The organism is Oleidesulfovibrio vietnamensis, assembly GCF_055388115.1.
Genome location: NZ_AP042419.1, coordinates 2,573,108 through 2,596,384, shown reverse-complemented (window position 1 = coordinate 2,596,384; position 23,277 = coordinate 2,573,108). Strand labels below are relative to the sequence as shown.

Here is a 23,277-nt window from a genome sequence, read left to right as displayed (position 1 = left end):
CGCTGTTTTAGACGGCCGGCAGAGCATTGCCGGTGGAGTGAATAACCGTACACCATATCGCCGGAGGCAGTGAAAGCTGTCTCCGGCGTTTTTGCGCGGTTCCGGAAAAATGAACTATGTGCCGCCTGCCGCAGAAGTTGTGTCCGCCGCGCGGCCCGGCGGGGGGGATCAGGTCAGAGCCTGCTGATGCCGAAGCGTGCCAGAATTTCAGCCAGTTTCTGGTTCAGGTTGGTTGTTGTGCGTGAAAGCAGCTCAAGATTGATGTGCACCCTGATATCGACTTTGAACGCAGCGGAATCCCACAGCTTTGTCACTGCGTCAGTCAGAGCCGCTTCCATCTGGAAAAGGTGCATGATGTTTTGCAGTTCCTGTACTGAGGCCATCAGAAAAAGCATGGATTCATCATCATCCGGATCCTGCCGCCATATCTTGTTGCGGCGTATACGGTTCATGCCCAGTTTTTCCAGATCAGCCACTGCAGCCGCAGGTACGCGGCGTTCCCTTACCGTGCGTATCTGCATTTTACCGGCATCCTCGCCGAAGCACCGGCGCAGAATGGCGATAAACTGGCTTTCCAGCACAAAGCTGATCACACGGTGCAGCCCTCTGAGACTGAACGGGCCCAGCAGAGCGCGGATAACGGAAAGTTCTTTGGGGGTAAGCATCTGCGGCGCACGCAGAAAATCTTCACGCATGACGTTAAGGCCGATGATGGCCCCGGCGGCGATGGCCGCCACCTGTTCCAGCACAAACAGTGCGCTGTCCCGCGTAAAAGTTGTGCCTTCGGGCTGGGCGCCGGAATGCAGAAAAGTTCTGGCCGCATCAAGCTGGGCGGTGCAGGGATCGATACAGATAAGCTGGCTGACGTGGGCCAGATCCGATTCACTGCACGGCTTGCCGGTTCGGGCCATTTCCGCGCGCAGAAAATCCATCACCAGCTTGCGGGTGCGGCGTGATTCAAAGCTGGCGTCTTCATCCTCAAAACGCAGCTGAATCCGGCTTTTTTCGGGGGCGGCAGGTGAAACGTCCAGTGTGCGCAGCAGGTTGTCAAAACGGTAAGTAAGCACCAGCAGGTTGCCTTCCCGCCCGAGCGAAAACTGCTCTTCGCGGGTCATGGCGGCAAAGGCCGTCTCCACCGAACTGTCGATGAAAGCTTCAAAGTACCGCTGCCACAGCCTTACGCCCAGTTCTTCTTCCTGAATGATGGTATCAATGGTCTTGTAAGCCTGCTCGCCGAAATAGCCTGTGAGCGTTTCGGAAAGATTATCAAGCGTGAGCGCCGAGACAAACACCACCCCCTGAATGCTTTTGACCAGCAGCACTTCCAGATTGGAAAGTTCCGGTATCAGCTGCTGTGTTTCGTCGGGGTTCTGGTTTTCCAGCGCTTTTCCGTATTTATTCAGACACTGTATAAAACCGGTGATGATGTTTTTCACGCGCTCGTACTGCGGGTCTTCCAGCCCCCGCAGAGTGAAAAGCTCCGAAATGGATCGCTGCTGCGCTTCAATGAGTGGAAATTCGTTGATGCGGCCACGGTTGATTCTGATAAATTCAAGCAGCAGCTCTCTTTCCAGAATCTCGCGTACCGCGCGGCTTTCTTTCATTTTGCTGAGTCTGGCCGCATACGCGGAAAACCGTTCCTGCTGGGACATGTTGTCCGTTGGTTCCATGCGGGTCTCCTCGGTCTTTTCCGCTTCAGCGATGCTGCAGGTGCGGTGTCAGCAGATTGCCTGCAAAGGCTTCTCCCTGTTCACCGCCGCCGGCCATGCGGCTCAGCTCGTTGCTTATGCCTTTTGCATCCAGTGCCGTGCAGTAGGTGTATGTGGCGTCGTCATGTACTTCTTTGCGGACATGAAAGTGACGCTGGGCCTTGGCCGCCAGCTGCGGCCAGTGTGTTATCAGCAGCATCTGCCGTTGCGATGCCAGCGAGCGCAGGCGCTCTGCAACGCTGTTCAATGTCAGTCCGCCCACGCCGGAATCCACCTCGTCAAAAATCAGCGTGGCTGATTCCTCTCTGGCCATCAGTCCCACCACGGCCAGCAGAAAACGTGAAAGCTCACCGCCGGAGGCAATTTTATCCAGCGGCTGGGGGGGCTGGCCCGGGTTGGGCAGCCACAGCATTCCGGCTTTTTCTTCAATGCAGTTTTCTGCCAGCTTGTGCGGAGTATGGGTAAAACGTACCTGCACCTGATCGGAAAAACCCAGCCCTTTCAGCTCCGCAACAATGTCCGCCGCCAGTTTTTCACCTGCTTTGCGGCGTGCCGGATTCAGCTTTTCCAGCAGAGCGGCCAGCTTTTCACGGGTTTCCTGCTCCTGCCGTGCTATCCGCTTCAGGTCCAGCCCGCACGAATCTAAAAAAGACAGGTTTTCCTCGATTTCCCGCTGCAGGTCAACAATCTCATCCAGCGAGCGTTTGAGCTTGCGCTTCAGTTGCGCAAGTTCGTACAGCCGGGCTTCGATTTCTTCCAGATCTTCCTCGTCTGCATCGTGCACGGGCTGACGGCGCAGGCGTCCTTCGATGTCATGCAGCGTCTGCCTGAAGCCGGACACGGTGGTTGCGTCCTCCTCGTATTCCGGCAGAGCCGCGGCCAGCTGGCGCAGAGTGCTTTCCAGCGTGCCCAGCGCGGGAATGATACCGCCCTCGTACCCGCCAAGACACGAAAGCGCATCCTCAACCAGTTGCTTTGATTGAGTCTGGCCCCGCAGCAGGCGTTTACGTTCAAGCAGCGCATCCTCTTCACCGGGCTGCGGGTCAACCTTGGCTATCTCCTGCTGCTGAAATTCCAGCAGTTCCCGCCTGTCGGCCAGCGACCGGCTGCGTTCATGCAGGGCTTCTTTTTCTTCGGCAAGGGTGCGCAGGCTGCGTAACAGGCTGTCCCGCTGCTCCAGCAGGTCGGGGCGGTTCATGTACGTGTCCAGCAATGCAGCCTGAAAAGAGGGCTGCAGCAGTTTCTGCTGCCCGTGCTGGCTTGTATGGATGATAAGAGAAGAGCGCATGTCGCGCACGGTTTCCTGCGAACTCAGCTTGTCGTTGATAAAAAGACGGCTGCGTCCGCTGTGGGCGGTCAGTTCTCTGCGGATGATAAGATCGCCGTCGGAAAGGGCGAACAACGCCTCAACCGTGGCTTTATCAGCTCCGGCGCGCACGATGTCGGCTGACAATCTGTCGCCGGTAAGAAAATTGAGCGCCTTGAGGATAAAGCTTTTACCGGCACCGGTTTCACCGGTGAGTACATTCATACCGGGAGCGAACTCCAGCTCCATATCTTCGATCAGCGCGAGATTTCGGATTCTAAGCAGTTCTAGCATGATTCAGTGCACTACATACTGGTGACAGGTTTGGGCGAAAACTTTTTTTACCGTATCTACCCTCAAGAGTATAGGGCGGCAAGAGGTAATGCCGCATAACAACGCGGGAAAGGCTTGCGGTGACCGGTGCGGAGTCAGCGGCGCAACCGCGGATCCAGAATGTCGCGCAGGCTTTCTCCCAGCAGGTTGTAACCCAGAACGGTGATCAGTATGGCCGCACCGGGAAAGAGAGACTGCCACGGAGCAAATTCCATCACGTCTTTGCCTTCCATCAGCATGTTGCCCCAGCTGGGCATGGGCGGCTGAACTCCCAGCCCGAGAAAGCTCAGGGCGCTTTCCGTCAGTATGGCGCCGGCCACGCCCAGTGTGGCGGCCACCAGCACCGGCGCGATGGCGTTGGGCAGAATGTGCATAAAAAGAATGCGGACCGTACCTGCCCCGGCAAGGCGTGATGCCGCAATGAAATCCCGCTCCCGCAGGGTCAGCGTTTCGGCACGCACCAGTCGGGCCACTCCCATCCACGATGTCAGGCCGATGACGATCATTATGTTGCCAAGGCTCGGTTCCAGAAAGGCAATGACCGCGAGAATGAGAAAAAATGAAGGAAAGCAGAGCATCACATCGACAAAGCGCATGATGATTTCATCGGTCAGTCCGCGGAAATAGCCTGCCACCAGCCCAAGAACAGTGCCGATGGCCGCGGCAATGCCTACCGCCACAAACCCTACCCAGAGAGATACCCGCGCGCCGTACAGCATGCGCGAAAAAATGTCGCGCCCCAGTGCATCTGTTCCGAAAGGGTGCACCGTGCTGGGCGGTTGCAGTATGGCATGAACATTGAGAAGCGTGGGGTCATAGGGTGCTATCCACGGTGCCAGCAGCGCCAGTACGGACATGCTGCCAACTATGGCTGCGCCGGTCCACAGCATGCCGTAACGTCCTGCTGCTTTGCGAAAGAAAAGACCGACGCGCAGGGGAAATAAACCGGCCATGTCAGCGAGCCTCCCGTGCAGAGCGGATACGCGGGTCGGCCAGTCCGTAGCAGACGTCCGCCAGCAGGTTGCCTGCCAGAGTAAGCACCGCACCCAGAACAAGGTTTCCCATAATAAGCGGATAATCACGGGCCATGACGGCACCGTAGAAAAGCTGCCCCAGACCGGGCAGGGCAAAAATGGATTCTATGATCACGCTGCCGCCTATAAGGCCGGGTACAGAAAGCCCCAGAATGGTTATGACCGGAAGCAGGGCGTTGCGCAGTGCATGGCGGAAAATTACCGTGCCCAGCCCCAGCCCTTTGGCGCGGGCTGTCAGTATGTAATCCTGCCGGAGTACCTCCAGCATGGAAGAACGCATAAAGCGTGACATGCCGGCAAGGCTTCCGAACGTATAGATAAACAGCGGCATGGCAAGGTGCGCTGCCACATCAAGTATTTTGCCCGTGGTGCTCAGCTGGGCGTAATCAAGAGACGTTATGCCGGAAATGGGCAGCCAGCCGAGATGAATGCCGAACAGCAGCATCATAAGCAGCGCAAGCCAGAATCCCGGCATGGCAAAGCCTATGAATACAAGCACGGTGCTGGCGCGGTCAAACCAGCGCCCCTGCCAGTAAGCCGAAGCAATGCCGACAGGCAGGGCAATGAGCAGCGTTAGCAGCATGGAGGCAAGGTTCATCCCCACGGTCAGCGGAAGTCGCTCGCTGATTTTGTCCCATACGGGCCGCATGTCTCCGGACATGGACATGCCGAAGTCAAGCCGGATTAGCCGGTTAACCCATTGCCCGTATTGCACATGCAGCGGCTGGTCCAGCCCGTACAGCTTTTCCAGCCGCATGCGGGCGTCGGCTCCGGCCTGCGGGTTCAGAGTTGTCTGCAGGTCGGTGGGCGACCCCGGCGCCAGATGTATGACGGCAAAGCTGATAAGCGTAATGCCCCAGAACACCGCCATAACCCATAAAAGACGTCTGCCTGCCCGTACGGCCAGTCCGGCAGCCTTCCGTCCCGCTGCTTCTGCCGTTGCCGCGTTCACTGCCTAGTCTCCGGCTGCAAGCCAGTTGCGCAGAGCTTTGACTTCTTCCTGCCAGTCGGCGGGAGCCAGACGTACCGTAAGAAACTGCCTGTACACTTCATCAATATACCCGAGACATGTCTCGATCAGGTATATCTTTTCCAGAAATGCAGCATCGGGGTCGTCATCTTCACCGTCTTTTTCAATAACCGGTGTTTTCAGGCTGTTCATCTGAAAGTCTTCAGCTTTGACGGAAACAGTCCATGTGTCGGCATCGCGTTCGATGCGCAACAGTGCCCGGTTGACTTTTTTGCCGGTGGAAAGACCCAGCCGTGCTTCGCGCAGCTCGGACATGGGGCCGGAAACAGTGGCCGTTTCCAGGCTTTCACCTTCTCCGCCCTGAACGGATATGCGCTGTTCCATGAACAGTCCGAAAGTGACCCCCTCAGGGGTGCGGAACTGCCCGTTGCCGGCTTCGCTTCTGAACCAGAGCCATGTAAGAAATTCCTGCCCCAGAACAACATCCGTCAGTTCACCCATATATGGTGTGTCGCTCATTATATATCCTTAAGGTTACGCAAAGCTGGTAGGTTCAACGGCGTCCAGTCTGGGCTGTATCTCTTCTCCCAGCAGACGCAGCGCCAGTGAGTACGGTGTCAGTTCTTCCAGATGCAGATCAAAGGTCAGAGTGAAATAGTCGGTAAACAGGTCGACAACCTTTGACTGGGTGGAAGCAAAGTAAACATCGTTGGTCTGCATGTTCCAGACAACATTGAATTCTGCCGGAACCGGCAGCGTGCGCGCCATCAGTTTAAGCTTAACCTGTTCTTTCAGCTCTGTCTTGCGCGCGCGTGATATGAACTTCTTCCCCTGATCCTTGTTGCGGGCTTCTTCGTCGCGCAAAGCCAGGGCGAGGTGCTTCTTGATCACCGCGGCAGACAGGCGCCGCGTATCAAGCCGCAGAGAAAATGTTATGTAGCTGCCTTTTTCCGGCGGAGCGGCACGCCACCACGGATCCAGCATATCATCAAAACAAACCCAGCCCCAGCCGCGTTCATCGGCTGTGTCCTCTATTTCTTTAAAGCCGAACTGCTTGAGTTTTTCCGGTATCTGTCCCCACAGTTCCTTGGGTATGTCGTCGGTAATCCTGAAGCGCGTAAAGCTGCTGCTTGCATTTAAAAAACCCATTTGGTTCTCTCCGGTCAATGAAATGTGATTGCTGTGTGTAGCGCATCTTCACGCCGTGCGCCAGCGCATAGGGTGGTACATGCCCTCGGATTATCATGCTGTAACGGCGTTTGTTTCATGACAAAAGTCTTATGAATTAAGAGTGTTGAGATGTTTGTTGTTTTTATTTGAAAAAAGCTGTTGACTTTTTCTTGCTTCAGCGTAGATTCCCTCTCCGCGCCAACGAGGCGCAGACAAACGCTCTTTGCAGACACCGCTCAGCGGTTTTTGAAAAAAAAATAAAAAAGTTGTTGACGCGGAAAACGGGTTCGTCTAGAAAGACCGTCCCCGCAGCGAGAAACGCTTTTTGCTTCAAGGGCGGGTCTTTTGGAGTTCTTTGACAATTAAATAGCGAGTTGGACAGGAAATAAGTTCAGCTTTATTTTGGCCATAGAATTTTGTGGCTTCAGTTTTCTAACTGGAGAGTTTGATTCTGGCTCAGATTGAACGCTGGCGGCGTGCTTAACACATGCAAGTCGTACGCGAAAGTTCCTTCGGGGATGAGTAAAGTGGCGCACGGGTGAGTAACGCGTGGATTATCTACCTGCATCACCGGAATAACGGTTGGAAACGACTGCTAATGCCGGATAGTCTTGAAAGGGTAAAGGGGGCCTCTGCTTGCAAGCTTCCGGGTGCTGATGAGTCCGCGTCTGATTAGCTAGTTGGTGAGGTAATGGCTCACCAAGGCAACGATCAGTAGCAGGTTTGAGAGGATGACCTGCCACACTGGGACTGGAACACGGCCCAGACTCCTACGGGAGGCAGCAGTGGGGAATATTGCGCAATGGGCGAAAGCCTGACGCAGCGACGCCGCGTGGAGGATGAAGGCCTTCGGGTCGTAAACTCCTGTCAAGAGGGAAGAACCGTATGCGGAATAATACGCCGCATGCCTGACGGTACCTCTAGAGGAAGCACCGGCTAACTCCGTGCCAGCAGCCGCGGTAATACGGAGGGTGCAAGCGTTAATCGGAATCACTGGGCGTAAAGCGCGCGTAGGCGGCTTGGTAAGTCAGGTGTGAAAGCCCCCGGCCCAACCGGGGAATTGCACTTGATACTGCTAGGCTAGAGTTCAGGAGAGGGTGGCGGAATTCCAGGTGTAGGAGTGAAATCCGTAGATATCTGGAGGAACACCGGTGGCGAAGGCGGCCACCTGGACTGACACTGACGCTGAGGTGCGAAAGCGTGGGTAGCAAACAGGATTAGATACCCTGGTAGTCCACGCCGTAAACGATGGATACTAGGTGTCGGGGACTTGATCCTCGGTGCCGTAGCTAACGCGTTAAGTATCCCGCCTGGGGAGTACGGTCGCAAGGCTGAAACTCAAAGAAATTGACGGGGGCCCGCACAAGCGGTGGAGTATGTGGTTTAATTCGATGCAACGCGAAGAACCTTACCTAGGCTTGACATCCGGAGAATCCCTCCGAAAAGAGGGAGTGCCCTTCGGGGAGCTCCGAGACAGGTGCTGCATGGCTGTCGTCAGCTCGTGCCGTGAGGTGTTGGGTTAAGTCCCGCAACGAGCGCAACCCCTATCTTCAGTTGCCATCAGGTAATGCTGGGCACTCTGGAGAGACTGCCCCGGTTAACGGGGAGGAAGGTGGGGACGACGTCAAGTCATCATGGCCCTTACGCCTAGGGCTACACACGTACTACAATGGCGCATACAAAGGGTTGCGATACCGCGAGGTGGAGCTAATCCCAAAAAGTGCGTCTCAGTCCGGATTGCAGTCTGCAACTCGACTGCATGAAGTCGGAATCGCTAGTAATCCCGTATCATCATGACGGGGTGAATGCGTTCCCGGGCCTTGTACACACCGCCCGTCACACCACGAAAGTTGGTTCTGCCCGACGCCGATGAGCTAACCCGCAAGGGAGGCAGTCGTCTACGGTAGGGCCGATGATTGGGGTGAAGTCGTAACAAGGTAGCCGTAGGGGAACCTGCGGCTGGATCACCTCCTTTAACGATTCCATTTGTCCAACTCGCTATTTAATTTCAAGGAGCTTGACTCTTTGACGCGGGAAGCCTGGGCCTATAGCTCAGCTGGTTAGAGCGCACGCCTGATAAGCGTGAGGTCGGAAGTTCAAGTCTTCCTAGGCCCACCATCACCACGCACCGTGGGGGCGTAGCTCAGCTGGGAGAGCACCTGCCTTGCAAGCAGGGGGTCATCGGTTCAAATCCGTTCGCCTCCACCACTTTACGGTGGCATGGCCCGCGAGTTCTTTTACATAACGGCAAGTCCGACAGCAGCGGCAAAGCATACGGCTTTGCAATTGCAACCCGCACTTGCCGTGCGGCCGGAGCGAAAGCTTCTGCTAAACGCAGTACACTGAACTGCGTAAGAGGAACATATGTTCCTCGCTCTTTGAAAATTGAATAGGGATGGAAAGGAACGAGAATTAATAAGTTATTAAGGGCAACTGGTGGATGCCTAGGCGCCAGAAGGCGATGAAAGACGTGGTAGGCTGCGATATGCTTCGGTTAGGAGCCAAACATCCTGTGATCCGGAGATCTCTGAATGGGGAAACCCAGCGGGAGTCATGTCCCGTTACCGCTTGACTGAATACATAGGTCTTGCGGAGCAAACCCGGGGAAGTGAAACATCTCAGTACCCGGAGGAGAGGAAATCAAACGAGACTCCCTCAGTAGCGGCGAGCGAACGGGGATCAGCCCAAACCGTGTGGATTCGTCCATGCGGGGTTGTAGGACCTTCATAAGAGATCCGTAAGTACGCAGGGGAACAGGCTGGGAAGCCTGGCCATAGAGGGTGAAAGCCCCGTACCTGAAACGGAACACGGCTCGGAAGGCACCTGAGTACCGCGAGGCACGTGAAACCTCGTGGGAATCCGGGAGGACCATCTTCCAAGGCTAAGTACTCTCTGGCGACCGATAGTGAACCAGTACCGTGAGGGAAAGGTGAAAAGAACCCCTGTTAGGGGAGTGCAATAGAACCTGAAACCAGTTGCCTACAAGCTGTGGGAGCATCTTTAAGATGTGACCGCGTGCCTTTTGCATAATGAGTCAGCGAGTTATTCTGCTGTGCAAGGTTAAGCGCAAGTGTAGCCGTAGCGAAAGCGAGTCTGAACAGGGCGACAAGTACAGCGGAGTAGACCCGAAACCGAGTGATCTATCCATGAGCAGGTTGAAGCCAAGGTGAAACTTGGTGGAGGACCGAACCAGTATCAGCTGAAAATGATTTGGATGACTTGTGGATAGGGGTGAAAGGCCAATCAAACTCGGTGATAGCTGGTTCTCCCCGAAATATATTGAGGTATAGCCTCAGGGATTGTCTTACGGAGGTAGAGCACTGACAGGGCTAGGGGGCCTACCAGCTTACCAAACCCTATCAAACTCCGAATGCCGTAAGATGTACCCTGGGAGTCAGACTGCGGGTGCGAAGGTCCGTAGTCGAAAGGGAAACAGCCCAGACCGACAGCTAAGGTCTCCAAATCCATGCTCAGTGGCAAAGGTGGTGGGATTTCCTAGACAGCCAGGAGGTTGGCTTAGAAGCAGCCATCCTTTAAAGAAAGCGTAATAGCTCACTGGTCTAGAGATCCTGCGCCGAAAATGTAACGGGGCTAAGCATGGTACCGAAGCTTCGGGCTCGTCTTTGACGAGCGGTAGGGGAGCGTTCTCTATGGGTCGAAGGTGCGCCGTAAGGCCAGCTGGACTGTAGAGAAGTGATTATGCTGACATAAGTAACGATAAAACAGGTGAGAAACCTGTTCGCCGTAAACCCAAGGTTTTCCGGGTAAAGGTAATCTGCCCGGAGTTAGTCGGCCCCTAAGGCGAGGGCGAAAGCCGTAGTCGATGGGAAACGGGTTAATATTCCCGTACCTGTGTGATCGCGCGATGGAGGGACGCAGAAAGGTAGGCCAGCCGGCTGTTGGATTAGCCGGTGCAAGTGTGTAGGCTTGGAAGACAGGCAAATCCGTCTTCCTCTAAGGCCGAGGCACGATGCGGTGTCCGCAAGGACGTAAGTGGTTGAGCCTATGCTGCCTAGAAAAGCTCCTAAGTATAGTTCATGCAGACCGTACCGTAAACCGACTCAGGTGGGTGGGGTGAGTAACCCAAGGCGCTCGAGAGAACACTAGTTAAGGAACTCGGCAAAATGACCCCGTAACTTCGGAATAAGGGGTGCTCTTCCGGGTGAATGATTTACTCAATAAGCCCAGGAGAGCCGCAGAGAAATGGCGGTGGCGACTGTTTACTAAAAACATAGGTCTCTGCTAAGTCGTAAGACGACGTATAGGGACTGACGCCTGCCCGGTGCCGGAAGGTTAAGGGGAGAGGTTAGCGCAAGCGAAGCTTCGAACCGAAGCCCCGGTAAACGGCGGCCGTAACTATAACGGTCCTAAGGTAGCGAAATTCCTTGTCGGGTAAGTTCCGACCTGCACGAATGGCGTAACGATCTCCGCGCTGTCTCAACTAGTGACTCGGTGAAATTGAAGTCGCGGTGAAAATGCCGTGTACCCGCAGCAAGACGGAAAGACCCTGTGCACCTTTACTATAGCTTGACATTGGGTTTTGGGCTGACATGTGTAGGATAGGTGGGAGGCTTTGAAGCCGGTACGCCAGTATCGGTGGAGCCAACCTTGAAATACCACCCTTGTCAGTCTAAGGCTCTAATTCCTCGCCGTTAGCCGGCAGGAAGACAGTGTCTGGTGGGTAGTTTGACTGGGGCGGTCGCCTCCCAAAATGTAACGGAGGCATGCAAAGGTTCCCTCAGGCTGATTGGAAACCAGCCGTCGAGTGCAAACGCATAAGGGAGCTTGACTGCAAGACAGACATGTCGAGCAGGAACGAAAGTTGGTGTTAGTGATCCGGTGGTTCCGCATGGAAGGGCCATCGCTCATTGGATAAAAGGTACGCCGGGGATAACAGGCTGATCGCGCCCAAGAGTTCATATCGACGGCGCGGTTTGGCACCTCGATGTCGGCTCATCACATCCCGGGGCTGAAGCAGGTCCCAAGGGTACGGCTGTTCGCCGTTTAAAGTGGTACGCGAGCTGGGTTTAAAACGTCGTGAGACAGTTTGGTCCCTATCTGCTGTGGGCGTAGGAGATTTGAGAGGACCTGTCCCTAGTACGAGAGGACCGGGATGGACGAACCACTGGTGTTCCTGTTGTCTCGCCAGAGGCACCGCAGGGTAGCTATGTTCGGAAGGGATAACCGCTGAAAGCATCTAAGCGGGAAGCCTGCCTCAAGATAAGATCTCCCTCTCTTTTAAGAGCTGAAGGGCCCGGGTAGACTACCCGGTTGATAGGCTGGAGGTGTACGCATGGCGACATGCTCAGCTGACCAGTACTAATAGCCCGTGCGGCTTATTGATTCTCATAAATTCCTTTCCACCCTATTTAATTAAAATTTCGGCCAGGCAGTCGTCGACGTGGCGCGGGGAGATATACCCGCCGCCTTACCGGTGACCACCAAGCCCGGCCACGAATTTGCCTTGGTGACCATGGAGGCTGGGGTACACCCGATCCCATTCCGAACTCGGAAGTTAAGCCAGCCATCGCCGATGATACTGCAAGGGAGCTTGTGGGAAAGTAGGCCGTCGCCAAGGCTTTTTCTTTAAAAAGCGCAACAGGCTCTGATCCAAAACGGATCAGAGCCTGTTGTCGTTTCTGAACCCCTCCATCTTCCTCCGCACGCGCACTAGCTCCGTATCTGCCGCCTTGCTCCCTGCCATCCGGTAAGGCTGAAGGGGCTTAATTGATGCTCCACTATTGTGTGGCATGATCAGAACAACCATCTCCCTGCCCGCCGGAGGCAGTTACTGAACAACCCTAAATACGCCTCCGGCGGGCAAGGGGAATGATTCCCCTTGCATCCCCCGTTGCGCCCGCCCTGCACCGGTCAGTTCCACTGCTTCGGGCGTATGGTTGCGGCATACGTTGGGCCTTAGGGTGCCTTCCGTGCAACGCTGCTTTATGGACCAGCTCATCGGGCGATTTATGTCGGTTCGGCAAGGCATGACGTAATTTGGCAGAGCAAACACCGTCCGCCGCGCCGGAGCCTTTTGTCTGCCGCCTGCCAACGCCGCGCATTGCGGGTGCAGGGAGATCATCTCCCTGCCCGCCGGAGGCAGAGACTAAGCAACCATAAATACGCCTCCGGCGGGCAAGGGGAATGATTCCCCTTGCATCCCCCGTTGCGCCCGCCCTGCACCGGTCAGCCCGACTGCTTCGGGCGTACGGCTGCGGCATACGTTGGGCGTTCGGGAGCCTTCCGTGTAAACGATACTTTATGGACCAGCTCATCGGGTGATTGACGGGATTCGGCAAGCCATGACGTAATTCGGGAGAGCAAACACCGCCCGCCGCGCCGGAGCCTTTTGTCTGCCGCCTGCCAACGCCGCGCATTGCGGGTGCAGGGAGATCATCTCCCTGCCCGCCGGAGGCAGATACTGAACAACCCTAAACACGCCTCCGGCGGGCAAGGGGAATGATTCCCCTTGCATCCCCCGTTGCGCCTGCCCTGCACCGGTCAGCCCCACTGCTTCGGGCGTCCGGCTGCAGCATACGTTGGGCCTCAGGGTGCCTTCCGTGCAACGCTGCTTTATGGACCAGCTCATCGGGCGATTATTGATGGGGATTCGGCAAGCCATGACGTAATTTGCAGAGCAAACACAGCCCGCCGCGCCGGAACCATTTCTCTGCGACTTTCCAACGCCGCGCATTGCGGGTGCAGGGAGAACATCTCCCTGCCCGCCGGAGGCAGTTACTGAACAATCCTAAATATGCCTCTGGCGGGCAAGAGGAGTGATTCCCTTTAAAGCACAGTAGGTGATGCTCTGTGTTGGCAAGCTGGAAGGTGTATTTGTTACAAGGTGAAATCTGTAAGGCTGCCGTGATGAAGAAGGCTTGATTTGTAGGCTCGCGGGGTTTACAGCTTTACTATACTGTGCAGTGGCCGGACAGAAGATGTGTGGTGAATGCTTGTTGTTGGGCGACTGTGGACAGTATTTTTTGCTGTGCTGCTGTTGACACTTGTCAGGTGGTTGTGGATAGTGACTGTAAGCGCTGACTAGCTGCTCAAACAAACTGTCTGTGCTGATGGCTAAAACCGTACCACGTTGAAACAATTTGCTACCGGCTGGCTTTCAGCGGATATCTATGCCAGCGTACTGATTCTGTATTTTTCCGCACTGGCTTTTTTTGCGGACGGTATTTGTCCGAGGACTTTCTGTTGCCGTTCATGGCCGGCAAACCTTTACTGCATGCATCGGGCTATTAGGGGCTTGAAAAGATTCTGCGAAGATATGTCCGGTTTCGATGTCATGCGGTAGAGCGGCGCAGATAGTTTTGGGCTGAGGGCTCCGGAGTTTTCCGGAGCCCTCTTTCGTTGTTTTTTCGTGGGATGAGATTGTTTATATGAGTCTGGCAGCGTTGTTACTGAAATTATACATGAGTAGTGTTTTTGCGGGGCTGGTACTGATGTGCTCTGATTCTGCACGGTTAGTTTTGCACGCTGCACCTGAAAAGGAATTGGCGGACGGTCTGGATACAATGAAAATAGGGCGGGCAGCCGGAAGAGCGGTGAAGTGATGTGGGGCGTGGGAAATCGGGTGACGGGTACACAAAAAAAGACTGCAGTGTAACTGCAGTCTTATACTAGCGGATGGTGGGCCATCAGGGACTCGAACCCCGAACCAACTGATTAAGAGTCAGCTGCTCTACCAATTGAGCTAATGACCCGCTCTTGCGTCAAGCGCGGAGTGCAAATTATGCAGAACTCCACAGGTTGTCAACACTATTTTTCCATTTTTTTGGGGTGCGGCTATTCTGTCGCAGGCAGGCCGAATGCCTGCTGCAGAGCCTCCTCCATTTGCTCTGTTGTGAATATATCGCGCAGCACGAGCGGCTTGTCCGAATGTTGTCCGGCAGGGAAAAGAGCCACAACGGGGATGGAACTGCTGCCCAGTGATTTGAGCAGCGATTCACCCTGAACAGACGGCTCTGTAAGATCGACCTGCACGATGCGTGCATTGTACTGCTTCATCCAGCGACGCAGGTTTTCGGCGTGTAGCGTGGTATGCTCCAGCACTTTGCAGTTGGGGCACCAGTCGGCGGTAAAGTCAACAATGACAGGCTGCTTGCCAAGCATCTGTTCAAAGCGGGCAGCCTCGAAGCGTTCCCACCCCGGGTGTGGAGCAGGCGGCTGATTGAGCCACCATGCCGCAGCCATCACAGTCGCTGCACACAGCACTCGCACACAGAGGCGTTGGCGGAATGATTTTTCAAGCCCGGAAAAACGACCCCACACCCACGCGGCAAGGCCGGTGATCCACAGCAATACCAGCATCGACGGCCAGAGGGTTTCAGGAAGAATACGCAGCAGGTAAACGGTTGTTCCCATGAGGAAGAAGCCGACGAGGCGTTCGAGTATACCTATCCAGCTGCCCGGTCGGGGAAAGTGCTTTACCAGTGCGGGAAACACTGCCATGGTGAGATACGGTGAAGACATGCCCAGTCCGACGCTGGCGAATACGGCCCCCAGCACCAGCGGAGACTGCATGAACGCCCAGCCCAGCACGCCGCCCAGAAAAGGGCCCGAGCAGGGAGTGGCAAGCAGGGTAGCCATCATGCCTGTAAAAAATGCCTGCCCGCGCGGGGAGCTTTGCGCTTCTGCGGGGACGGCTTTCAGGTCGAGCACCGGCAGGTTAAATACCCCGAACATGCTCAGACCCAGCGTAAACACCAGAACCACAAGAACGGCAACAAGAGTCTGGCTCTGGAACGCGCTGCCCCAGGCCAGTCCGGCCAGCCCCAGAACTGCGGCAAGCAACAGGAAAAAGCACATGATGCCGGCGGAAAACCAGATATTATGCATTCTGAAATGGTGTATGCGTTTATTCTGGTCCTGAATGCCGCTGGCGGTGAGCAGGGTGGACAGCTTGAGACTGACCACAGGCAGCACGCACGGCATGAAGTTAAGTATAAGGCCTGCAATCAGGCCGAAAAGCAGGGCCTTTCCCATGGAGCGCACTTCCAGTGATTCCATGAAAAATCGCGGGGTGAAGTTCCAGCTGAGCCGTACTTCATTTCCGTCAGCGGGGTGTTGTTTTACAGCCGCCATACCGGCATCAATGCGCCGGACGGCTGAAGGGGTGCGTGAAGTCTGTTCCAGTCGGGCGTATTCGCCCCACCACGGCTGTGCTTCTGCGCGTTGCAGCTGACCGGCCAGTTTCGTAGTGCCTTCGCGCGAGACCGGCCAGCAGTTCGCAGCCGAGCACATAAGGGCCGAAACACTCCATGAGAGCGTCTGTACCGCGGGGTCATCGGGCAGCGGCACATAAAAACGTGCCGGCCCGTCATGCACGTTTACGGTGAGGGAAGGATCAAATGTGTCCGGTTTCGGGGTGCCTTGCGGGTATAGTACCGGCCTTTCCTCATCACCTGCCAGCGCGATGATGGCGACCGGTTTGCCGGCTTCTCCTGCCTCGCGGGCATAAAAATGGTAGCCGGCGGCAGGGGTCAGGGTGATAACCGCCACACGTCGCGCAGGGCCGTTTATGCTGACAGAAAATGCCTGACTAGCGGTTACCAGCGGATCCGGAGTGTCCGGCGTGCCTGCGGCAGAGGATGCAGCAGGAGGCAGCTCAACGGCCCGGGCGGTCAGAAAGGCCGGCAGCAGACAGAGTAAAGTGAAAAGACAAGAGAAAAAAGATATACGAAGTGTCTTCATGGACAGGCACACTACTTTTTTTATGAAGAAACGAAAAGCCGCTTGACATCACGGCCCGATCCACTTAAATCACACTCCGCGCTTGACGCAAGAGCGGGTCATTAGCTCAATTGGTAGAGCAGCTGACTCTTAATCAGTTGGTTCGGGGTTCGAGTCCCTGATGGCCCACCATCCGCAAGAAATAAGGTTACGGTTTGTTCCGTAACCTTTTTTTGTGCCGCGGGCAAGGGATATCAAATGATATCTGAATGCTAGCCGGTAAAATGATTACTGCGGACCGGTTTTTACCAGAATGCGTATGTACAGATCGCCGCGCCATGCGCCGATTTTGCGACCCTGACCCCGCAGGCGGATGGGCCGCCCCACCACAAAGTCAGGGGGCAGGGTTACTTCCAGTGTCTTTTTTTCGCCGGTGAACCCGACAGATATGTTCAGCCGCACTTTGCTGCCCGGCACCAGATTGGCAGGTGGCAGATAAACGGTCTGCTCATCGTCCATCTGCCCGCGCATCCAGCCTCTGATACCTGCAACCAGCCCCTGACTCAGGTCCAGATTCAGCTTTGATTCTCCCCATTCCAAAGCCAGCTTACGCCGTTTCTGCGGTTTTTTGCGGCTCAGTGCGCTGCCTTCGCGCCTGACCTGTGCATAAATGTCTTCAAACACGCGTCGGGCGAAAGGATCTTTAAGGATGTCCTGCAGAACATCTTCCTGCCGGTAATAGAAGCTGCCGGAGGCTGCATCCTGTCCTGCTGCGGTCTTTCGGGTGGTCTGCTCTTTCTGTTTGCCGGTGCCGGAGCGGAAGTTCTGCTTGGCGCGGGAGTATGCTCTGAATGCGTCGTCACGTGCCTGCCTGCCCGCTGCAGCGCCGCCGGAAGGTGCCGCGCCGGAGGTGGTGCCGCCATTACCGGCAGCTGTCCCGCGGCGGGTCAGAATGACATAAGCCTCGTTAAGGCGCCGGAACTGACGACCTGCATCCGGTTTGTCAGGATGCAGGTCGGGGTGCAGTTCAAAGGCGCGGCGACGGTACGCCGCTTTGACAGCTTCGTTGTCCGAGCCTCCGGGAATCTGGAGAATGCGGTAACATTCCTGCAGGGTCACGTTGCCACCTGTGGGTTGTCGCGACTACGCTGCTGCAGTGGTCGCCGTGGTTATCGGGTACCGGCGGGGGTAAGCGGACAGTCCTGCGCCAGCCGGGCGGCTTCGTCGTCATCAATGATAAGCGCTCTTGCCTCCGCGTTTCTGTCGCGGGCCAGCAGGCCCTGTTCGCGCAGATACCGCACCCCCTGTGCCGCAAATTCGGCATGTGTCACATTGCTGCGGATTCCGGGGCAGAAATCTTTGGCCATGGTCAGACTGTTGCTGTCTATCAGATTGCCGCGGAAAAAAGGCCATGCGCGGCAGATGTCAGGTTTGGCCACATGTACCGAGCATCCCTTGTCTTTCTCAAAGAATATACAGTAGTTGTCGCTGTCTGTCCGGATCATCAGCTTGCCACAGCGGCGTTCTCCGTAGGCGGCCTCAAACTCTTGCGGTGTCAGCCCCAGATGCGCGCATATGCGGGCAAGGTCTTTGGGGCCAACCACTATGCCGCCTTTACCTAGACAGCAGTGGCCGCACATTTTGCAGTCAAATGCTTCTTCGTCTTTTATGCTCATATTCTTTACCGCATAACGCGTTGATGTTCCACCATGATGCATCTGTCCTCGATGACGGCCACATGTTTTTCGGCCATCATGGCTCCGGCCTCGGTGCTGCGTATGCCCAGCTGCATCCAGAAAGCAGCGGGCAGCTGCGGCATGCTGAGCACCTCGCGGGCGTGGTCGGGGCAGTACTGCGGGGCACGGAACAGATTTACAATGTCTACCGGTACGGGAATGTCCGTTACCGAGGGATACGTTACCAGCCCCCACACCTCACGCCGCACCGGATGGACGGGGATAACCGTGTAACCGGCTGTGATGAGGTAGCGTCCCACGTTGTCCACAGCCTGACCGGGCTTGTCTTTGGCGCCTATGATGGCGATGGTTCTGGCCTTGGCAAGCAGTTCGCGCAGAGTCTCGTCGAAAAGCATAGTTAGCACCTCGCTGGTCGTGTGGGAATTTTGGCAGAAAAAAACGGCGGCCCGCGCCGGAACGAGCGAACCTATATGATATGCATGCCTGCCGTAAAGTGCAATTGTCGCTTTGGTGCAGGCCGGCTGTGCAGCGTTGCGCCGGTGCGGACGTTGTTCTACAAGCAGATGAGATATCCGGGCGCGCACACGAGCTGCCTTGTCCTTTTACTTTACAGGAGTTGATATGCCTTCAGTTTCAGCGGGGCGTTTTGCCGCAGCGGAAAGAATGCCGGAAGATGAGCTGCAGCAGCGGCATGAGCACCTGCGCGGCATCATGCACCGGCGTGTGCCTGCGGCTTCGGGCATGCTGGTTTTTTCACGCGTCAATATTTATTACCTGACCGGAACGCTGGGCAACGGCGTATTGTGGCTGCCCGTGCAGGGTGACCCCGTGCTTATGCTGCGCAGGGGGCTGCAGCGGGCCCGTGCAGAAAGTCCTTTGCGGCATATCGTGCCCTTCCGTTCGTTTTCAGACGTGATGCCGCGCTGTTCCGATGCCGGTGTGCCTGTGGGCGATGTGGCCGCCGTGGAACAGGGCGGGCTGACGTGGCAGCTGGGGGCCATGCTGCAGGAACGCATGGGCGGGGTGTCTTTTGCACCCGCAGACAGCTGTCTGAGCGCCTGCCGCAGCGTGAAGACAGAGTGGGAACTGAAGAAAATGCGGCTGGCAGGGGCGCGGCATCATCAGGCTTTGCGGCATCTGCTGCCCGACAGGCTGCATGCGGGCATGACGGAGCGTCAGGTGGCCCATGCAGGCTGGCAGGTTTTTTACAGTCTGGGGCACTGCGGCATGATGCGCATGAACGCCGCCGGAGAAGAGATTTTTCTGGGGCATGTCTGCGCGGGCGACAGCGGCAATTATCCCAGCCATTTTAACGGGCCGCTGGGGCTTGTGGGCGAACATCCGGCTGTGCCGGCCATGGGTTATGCCGGAAAGGTGTGGCAGAAAGGGCAGGTGCTTTCGTGTGATATCGGTTTTTGTCTGGAAGGGTACCACACGGACAAGACGCAGATATATTTTGCCGGTGCAGCTGCTGCCGTGCCCGATGTCGTGCGCCGGGCGCATGATGTGTGCGTGATGATACAGCAGAAGACCGCTGAGGCGTTGAAACCCGGTGCCGTCCCTTCCGAACTGTACGCACAGGCACTGCAGACTGCGCGGCGCGAGGGATTTGAGGCCGGATTCATGGGCGTGGACGACAGAAAGGTGGCTTTTCTGGGGCACGGCATCGGTCTGGCCATTGATGATCAGCCCGTTATTGCCGCCCGTTTTGACGCACCTGTGGAAAAAGGCATGGTCTTTGCGCTGGAGCCGAAGATAGGCATTGAGGGAACCGGCATGGTGGGCGTTGAAAACACGTATGAAGTGACGGAAGACGGCTGCCGGTGCCTTACGGGTGACGATTTCGGTATTGTGTGCGTGGAGTAGCCTGCGGCGCGGTCAGGCTCCGGAGTGCGTGTAACCGGTGCTGCGGACGTAGCGGGTTGCTTTTGCTTATTAGCGGAAGGGGCGGAAAAAAGACAGCCCCGTCCGGTCAGGAAGGGGCTGTGAATTGGCTGTGACGGGTAGCGGCGTGTCCGTCTGGTGCTGCGCTGCTGCCGCGCATGCTCCGGCCGGTGGCCGAACGGTCAGCCCGCTGTCAGCCGGCCTTCAAGCCATGCGCTGACTGCCTCCTGCGGCGGGCAGTCGGGAGCACCCGTAACACATGTGATGCCTTCGCGGCGCAGGCGGTTTTCCATCTCGGCGGAAAGCCCGCCGGTGATGAGCACGTTGACTCCCTGCCCGGCGAGCCACTCCGGCAAAGTGGTCGAGTCTGCGGGTGCAGGAACGGTGCGTACCTCTTGCACCTGCCTGCTTTTACCGTCAGCCTGCGCCAGAATAATTTCTTCGCAGTAACCGGCGTGGCGGCACAGCGTGCCTCCGGCGGCAGTGACAGCCACGGTGACCGGCCCGTGCAGTGATGGTGCCTGCGGCCTGTCGTTTTCCGAAAGGGCAAGCACTGTCTGCACCACATGCATGACAGCCTGCGCCGCTGCTGCTTCAGGGCGGGCCTGCACAAACACCAGCCCCTTGTCACCGGACCGCACAACCTGAGGGTCCAGCGGGACGGCGCCAAGAAAAGGCACGCCTGTTTCTTCTGCCAGATCTTTTCCTCCGCCTTTGCCGAACAGCGCCTCCAGATGGCCGCACTGCGGGCAGGCTATGCCGCTCATGTTTTCTACCAGTCCCAGTACTGGATTGCCCAGATCCCGGCAGAACGATATGGAGCGGCGTACGTCGTCAACGGCGACAGCCTGCGGCGTGGTGACAATAAGGCCCTGTGCGTCGGCACCGAGCAGTTGCAGCACCGAAAGCGGTTCATCTCCGGTGCCGGGGGGGCAGTCGGCGATCAGATAGTCAAGGTCGCCCCACACCACGTCGGCCAGCAGTTGCCTGATAAATCCCATTTTTACGGGGCCGCGCCAGACAACTGCCTGATCCATGTCGGGCAGCAGAAAGCCCAGCGACATGACGGAAAGACCGGCACTCCAGCGGACAGGCTCGATATAGTCGTTTTCAATGGTGACGCGGGCATTGTGCAGGCCGAGCAGGCGGGGCACGCTGGGACCGTGGACATCGACGTCTATAAGGCCCACGCGTTTGCCCGCCAGCGCAAGCCCTGCCGCCAGATTGACGGCAAATGTGGACTTGCCCACGCCGCCCTTGCCCGACATGACCACGACTTTGTGGCGGATGCGTTTCAATGTACGCTGCAGGCGCATTTCTTCGGGGTTCAGTTCCTGCAGACCCTGTGCCTGTGCTCCTGCGGTCTGCCCGCAGCCGGTATTACTCATGGCTTTATGCTTCCTGAAAAAAGTTGTGGCGCGGCGGAATGTGCTGCCCGAAAAAAAGCCCGCAGCGCGGTGCGTTGCGGGCCGGTGCATATACGGAAAATCAGGCCGCGCGCTTGGCGGTTACGGCTGTGCGTATCCAGTCGTACCATGCTTGCAGCCCTTCGCCGGAGCGGCATGAAACAGGCAGGAAAGCAAGGTCCTTATTAAGGTGAGTGGCAAACCGGCGTGCGCGTTCCACGTCAAAATCGACATAAGGCAGCAGGTCGGTCTTATTCAGCACCATGGCTGCGGAAAGGTTGAACAGCAGAGGGTATTTTTCCGGCTTGTCGTCACCTTCCGTCACGCTGAGCAGGGCGATTTTAAAATCTTCGCCGCAGTCAAATTCCACGGGACATACCAGATTTCCCACGTTTTCGATGAACAGGATATCCGTTGCTTTCAGGTCGAAATGCTGTACGGCATCCAGCACCATGGCGCTGTTCAGATGGCAGCCGCCGTCGGTGTTTATCTGTACTGCCTTTGCTCCGGTGGCCGCAACGCGCCGCGCATCGTTGGATGTCTGCAGGTCGCCCTCCACCACGGCCATGACGAATTCGTCCTTCAGATCGGTAAGAGTGCGTTCCAGCAGGCTGGTTTTGCCCGCGCCGGGTGAACTGATAAGGTTCAGAACCAGCAGATCGCTTTGAGCAAACAGTTTGCGCAGCTGTGCCGCGGTCTGTTCGTTGGCTTCCAGAACGTTGCGGATAACGGGAATTTCCATGGCGCTTCCTTATTCTGCTTCGATGTGATCGACAAAAAGCTCGCGCCCTGTCAGCACCTCGTGGGCAAACTCGCGCCCGCAGCGGGGGCAGGGCATGTACAGTATGTCCTCATGTTCGGGGGTGAAAGTTTCACCGCACCCGCCGCAGGCAACCGTCAGGGGAACCTCTTCCAGTTCCAGTCTGGCATCTTTGATGCCTGCCTCAAGGCAGGTGGCTTCAAAGCCCATCTGCAGGGCTTCGGGAACGATGTTGGTCAGCCTGCCGTAGCGTACCCGCACCATCAGCAGGCGGGTGGCTCCGTGCTTGGCCATTTCTTCCTTGACGATATCTATCAGGCTTGCGGCGATGGACATTTCATGCATGAATGATAGGTAAATCAAAAGAAACACGGCGTAAAGTGCTGTTGTGATATTCAGGGTTTGCATGGCATGCCGCGTTGCGTGTATGCTGTGGCTGCGTGCGGGATGCGGCGGGCCGCTGTCCGGCCGTATGGCCGCGCATATCAGCTTAATTTGCAATACCAAGGATCATACCGTGAGGCTAGACAGGTATCTGGGTGTATATTCAACTGTGGAAAGCGCGCCTTTTTCCGCCGGAAGGCCCGGAAAACCTTCGTCACGCAAGCGTTACTGGAGTGTCTGGGCAAAAGACGGTGAAGAGGTGCTTGTGCAGCCGCTTACCGGCAGCCTTGACCCCGGCGGTGACATACGGCCTGTGCCCCGCGCCGAACTGGAAAGCCGCTTTATGCACGAACCGGGGCTGACGGCCCTGTTGCCGGCAGAACCCGATGCAGCAGCCGGCGGTCAGCTGAAAATTGAACTGGAAGGCGATGACCCTTTCTACGCGTCAGATGCCGCCGCCGGAGAGGATTACCGTCAGGAGGATGAACGGCCGGCACGGCTTGATCTTGACGAGCTGACGCTGGAAGAGGCCGAAGAAACAGAGCATGCCGCCCGCACCGACTTTGCCTTTGCCCTTACCTATCTGCGCAGGGGCGAAACAGACAGGGCCAGAGCGCTGTTTGAAAGTCTGGCCGCGCCGGATGCGCGTTATCAGCCCGGACACCGGCATATGTTTACCGATTTCGGCATAAGTCTGCGCAAAAGCGGTCTGCCGGAGGTGGCGCTGATGCACCACAAAAGGGCATTGCAGCTCAGTCCGTCCGACGACCATATTCATTTCAATATTGCCAGAGTCTGTTTTGATATGGGAAACATGCGCGATGCGTTGCATCATCTTGAGGCATCGCTTGCGATGAATCCGCAGCTTGAAGCGTCGAAGCGCTTCAAAGAGTATATTCTTAACCATGAGAAACATGGCCGCTAGCGCCATGAGACCACCGGA

General features: G+C 56.6%; 15 protein-coding genes, 4 tRNA genes and 3 rRNA genes. 8 read left to right on the top strand and 14 right to left on the bottom strand.

Translation table 11 applies throughout. From position 1 onward, the window contains the following. Positions 1 to 173: 173 nt before the first annotated feature. The 6 genes from ACZ5D1_RS11630 to rdgC all read right to left on the bottom strand — a co-directional run bounded on the left by ACZ5D1_RS11630 (position 174) and on the right by rdgC (position 6,501). Complete coding sequence (locus tag ACZ5D1_RS11630) at positions 174 to 1,670, bottom strand: hypothetical protein (protein WP_464554948.1); 1,497 nt, start codon at positions 1,668 to 1,670, stop codon at positions 174 to 176. A 25-nt stretch (positions 1,671 to 1,695) separates the two neighbouring features. Further along, entirely contained in the window at positions 1,696 to 3,309 is a 1,614-nt protein-coding gene (locus tag ACZ5D1_RS11625; RefSeq protein WP_464554947.1) for a DNA repair protein RecN, read from the bottom strand. A 134-nt stretch (positions 3,310 to 3,443) separates the two neighbouring features. Continuing rightward, positions 3,444 to 4,301, bottom strand: a complete 858-nt coding sequence (locus ACZ5D1_RS11620; RefSeq protein ID WP_011368432.1) for an ABC transporter permease — start codon at positions 4,299 to 4,301, stop codon at positions 3,444 to 3,446. 1 nt (position 4,302) lies between these two features. Continuing rightward, the gene (locus tag ACZ5D1_RS11615) at positions 4,303 to 5,253 is read right to left on the bottom strand and encodes an ABC transporter permease (protein ID WP_049753953.1); all 951 of its coding nucleotides are present in this window, start codon (positions 5,251 to 5,253) and stop codon (positions 4,303 to 4,305) included. Between the two features lie 84 nt (positions 5,254 to 5,337). Beyond that, the gene (locus ACZ5D1_RS11610; RefSeq protein WP_011368430.1) at positions 5,338 to 5,871 is read right to left on the bottom strand and encodes a hypothetical protein; all 534 of its coding nucleotides are present in this window, start codon (positions 5,869 to 5,871) and stop codon (positions 5,338 to 5,340) included. Positions 5,872 to 5,886: 15 nt separating this feature from the next. Next, positions 5,887 to 6,501 (bottom strand): recombination-associated protein RdgC, encoded by a 615-nt coding sequence (gene rdgC / locus ACZ5D1_RS11605; RefSeq protein ID WP_011368429.1) that lies wholly within the window; start codon positions 6,499 to 6,501, stop codon positions 5,887 to 5,889. 454 nt (positions 6,502 to 6,955) lie between these two features. Between rdgC and ACZ5D1_RS11600 the strand changes: the two genes are divergently transcribed. From ACZ5D1_RS11600 to rrf, 5 genes are all read left to right on the top strand, one after another. Then, positions 6,956 to 8,497: ribosomal RNA gene (locus tag ACZ5D1_RS11600) — 16S ribosomal RNA — on the top strand. Between the two features lie 66 nt (positions 8,498 to 8,563). Further along, positions 8,564 to 8,640, top strand: a tRNA-Ile gene (locus tag ACZ5D1_RS11595). Between the two features lie 14 nt (positions 8,641 to 8,654). Next, positions 8,655 to 8,730, top strand: a tRNA-Ala gene (locus tag ACZ5D1_RS11590). A 205-nt stretch (positions 8,731 to 8,935) separates the two neighbouring features. Next, positions 8,936 to 11,866: ribosomal RNA gene (locus tag ACZ5D1_RS11585) — 23S ribosomal RNA — on the top strand. 119 nt (positions 11,867 to 11,985) lie between these two features. Then, a 5S ribosomal RNA gene (rrf, locus tag ACZ5D1_RS11580) occupies positions 11,986 to 12,100 on the top strand. Together the 16S, 23S and 5S rRNA genes with 2 tRNA genes alongside form the textbook arrangement of a ribosomal RNA operon. A 2,058-nt stretch (positions 12,101 to 14,158) precedes the next feature. Here rrf and ACZ5D1_RS11575 read toward each other — a convergent pair. Both ACZ5D1_RS11575 and ACZ5D1_RS11570 read right to left on the bottom strand, forming a co-directional pair. Further along, positions 14,159 to 14,234: transfer RNA gene (locus tag ACZ5D1_RS11575), tRNA-Lys, on the bottom strand. Positions 14,235 to 14,316: 82 nt separating this feature from the next. After that, positions 14,317 to 16,224 (bottom strand): protein-disulfide reductase DsbD family protein, encoded by a 1,908-nt coding sequence (locus ACZ5D1_RS11570; RefSeq protein ID WP_464554945.1) that lies wholly within the window; start codon positions 16,222 to 16,224, stop codon positions 14,317 to 14,319. A 95-nt stretch (positions 16,225 to 16,319) separates the two neighbouring features. Between ACZ5D1_RS11570 and ACZ5D1_RS11565 the strand changes: the two genes are divergently transcribed. After that, a tRNA-Lys gene (locus tag ACZ5D1_RS11565) sits at positions 16,320 to 16,395 on the top strand. A 96-nt stretch (positions 16,396 to 16,491) separates the two neighbouring features. On the opposite strand, the gene ACZ5D1_RS11560 is transcribed toward ACZ5D1_RS11565, so the two are convergent. Genes ACZ5D1_RS11560 through ACZ5D1_RS11550 form a run of 3 tightly spaced genes read right to left on the bottom strand, consistent with a single transcriptional unit; the run spans position 16,492 to position 18,295 of the window. After that, complete coding sequence (locus tag ACZ5D1_RS11560) at positions 16,492 to 17,322, bottom strand: DnaJ domain-containing protein (RefSeq protein ID WP_464554944.1); 831 nt, start codon at positions 17,320 to 17,322, stop codon at positions 16,492 to 16,494. A 50-nt stretch (positions 17,323 to 17,372) separates the two neighbouring features. Continuing rightward, complete coding sequence (locus ACZ5D1_RS11555; protein WP_464554943.1) at positions 17,373 to 17,879, bottom strand: YkgJ family cysteine cluster protein; 507 nt, start codon at positions 17,877 to 17,879, stop codon at positions 17,373 to 17,375. Positions 17,880 to 17,884: 5 nt separating this feature from the next. Beyond that, complete coding sequence (locus ACZ5D1_RS11550) at positions 17,885 to 18,295, bottom strand: CoA-binding protein (RefSeq protein ID WP_011367287.1); 411 nt, start codon at positions 18,293 to 18,295, stop codon at positions 17,885 to 17,887. Between the two features lie 226 nt (positions 18,296 to 18,521). On the opposite strand from ACZ5D1_RS11550, the gene ACZ5D1_RS11545 reads away from it, so the two are divergent. After that, positions 18,522 to 19,766 carry a M24 family metallopeptidase gene (locus tag ACZ5D1_RS11545; RefSeq protein WP_464554941.1) on the top strand — a complete coding sequence of 415 codons (1,245 nt, stop codon included), beginning with the start codon at positions 18,522 to 18,524 and terminating at the stop codon, positions 19,764 to 19,766. 200 nt (positions 19,767 to 19,966) lie between these two features. On the opposite strand, the gene ACZ5D1_RS11540 is transcribed toward ACZ5D1_RS11545, so the two are convergent. The 3 genes from ACZ5D1_RS11540 to ACZ5D1_RS11530 all read right to left on the bottom strand — a co-directional run bounded on the left by ACZ5D1_RS11540 (position 19,967) and on the right by ACZ5D1_RS11530 (position 22,295). Beyond that, positions 19,967 to 21,172 (bottom strand): iron-sulfur cluster carrier protein MrpORP, encoded by a 1,206-nt coding sequence (locus tag ACZ5D1_RS11540; RefSeq protein WP_455696160.1) that lies wholly within the window; start codon positions 21,170 to 21,172, stop codon positions 19,967 to 19,969. A 100-nt stretch (positions 21,173 to 21,272) separates the two neighbouring features. Continuing rightward, a complete protein-coding gene (gene hypB, locus ACZ5D1_RS11535; RefSeq protein WP_011367290.1) occupies positions 21,273 to 21,932 on the bottom strand; it encodes a hydrogenase nickel incorporation protein HypB in 660 nt (219 codons plus the stop codon). A gap of 9 nt (positions 21,933 to 21,941) precedes the next feature. Then, positions 21,942 to 22,295 carry a hydrogenase maturation nickel metallochaperone HypA/HybF gene (locus tag ACZ5D1_RS11530; protein ID WP_011367291.1) on the bottom strand — a complete coding sequence of 118 codons (354 nt, stop codon included), beginning with the start codon at positions 22,293 to 22,295 and terminating at the stop codon, positions 21,942 to 21,944. 172 nt (positions 22,296 to 22,467) lie between these two features. Between ACZ5D1_RS11530 and ACZ5D1_RS11525 the strand changes: the two genes are divergently transcribed. Continuing rightward, positions 22,468 to 23,259: a tetratricopeptide repeat protein gene (locus ACZ5D1_RS11525; protein ID WP_027181490.1), complete on the top strand. Its 792-nt coding sequence runs from the start codon at positions 22,468 to 22,470 to the stop codon at positions 23,257 to 23,259. The last annotated feature ends 18 nt before the right edge of the window (positions 23,260 to 23,277 follow it).

What these genes read in the sequence shown, in the direction of transcription:
- ACZ5D1_RS11630 (WP_464554948.1), bottom strand. Translation starts at nt 1,670, where the DNA reads ATGGAACCAACGGACAACATGTCCCAGCAGGAACGGTTTTCCGCGTAT.
- ACZ5D1_RS11625 (WP_464554947.1), bottom strand. Translation starts at nt 3,309, where the DNA reads ATGCTAGAACTGCTTAGAATCCGAAATCTCGCGCTGATCGAAGATATG.
- ACZ5D1_RS11620 (WP_011368432.1), bottom strand. Translation starts at nt 4,301, where the DNA reads ATGGCCGGTTTATTTCCCCTGCGCGTCGGTCTTTTCTTTCGCAAAGCA.
- ACZ5D1_RS11615 (WP_049753953.1), bottom strand. Translation starts at nt 5,253, where the DNA reads ATGGCGGTGTTCTGGGGCATTACGCTTATCAGCTTTGCCGTCATACAT.
- ACZ5D1_RS11610 (WP_011368430.1), bottom strand. Translation starts at nt 5,871, where the DNA reads ATGAGCGACACACCATATATGGGTGAACTGACGGATGTTGTTCTGGGG.
- rdgC (WP_011368429.1), bottom strand. Translation starts at nt 6,501, where the DNA reads ATGGGTTTTTTAAATGCAAGCAGCAGCTTTACGCGCTTCAGGATTACC.
- ACZ5D1_RS11570 (WP_464554945.1), bottom strand. Translation starts at nt 16,224, where the DNA reads ATGAAGACACTTCGTATATCTTTTTTCTCTTGTCTTTTCACTTTACTC.
- ACZ5D1_RS11555 (WP_464554943.1), bottom strand. Translation starts at nt 17,879, where the DNA reads ATGAGCATAAAAGACGAAGAAGCATTTGACTGCAAAATGTGCGGCCAC.
- ACZ5D1_RS11550 (WP_011367287.1), bottom strand. Translation starts at nt 18,295, where the DNA reads ATGCTTTTCGACGAGACTCTGCGCGAACTGCTTGCCAAGGCCAGAACC.
- ACZ5D1_RS11545 (WP_464554941.1), top strand. Translation starts at nt 18,522, where the DNA reads ATGCCTTCAGTTTCAGCGGGGCGTTTTGCCGCAGCGGAAAGAATGCCG.
- ACZ5D1_RS11540 (WP_455696160.1), bottom strand. Translation starts at nt 21,172, where the DNA reads ATGAGTAATACCGGCTGCGGGCAGACCGCAGGAGCACAGGCACAGGGT.
- hypB (WP_011367290.1), bottom strand. Translation starts at nt 21,932, where the DNA reads ATGGAAATTCCCGTTATCCGCAACGTTCTGGAAGCCAACGAACAGACC.
- ACZ5D1_RS11530 (WP_011367291.1), bottom strand. Translation starts at nt 22,295, where the DNA reads ATGCATGAAATGTCCATCGCCGCAAGCCTGATAGATATCGTCAAGGAA.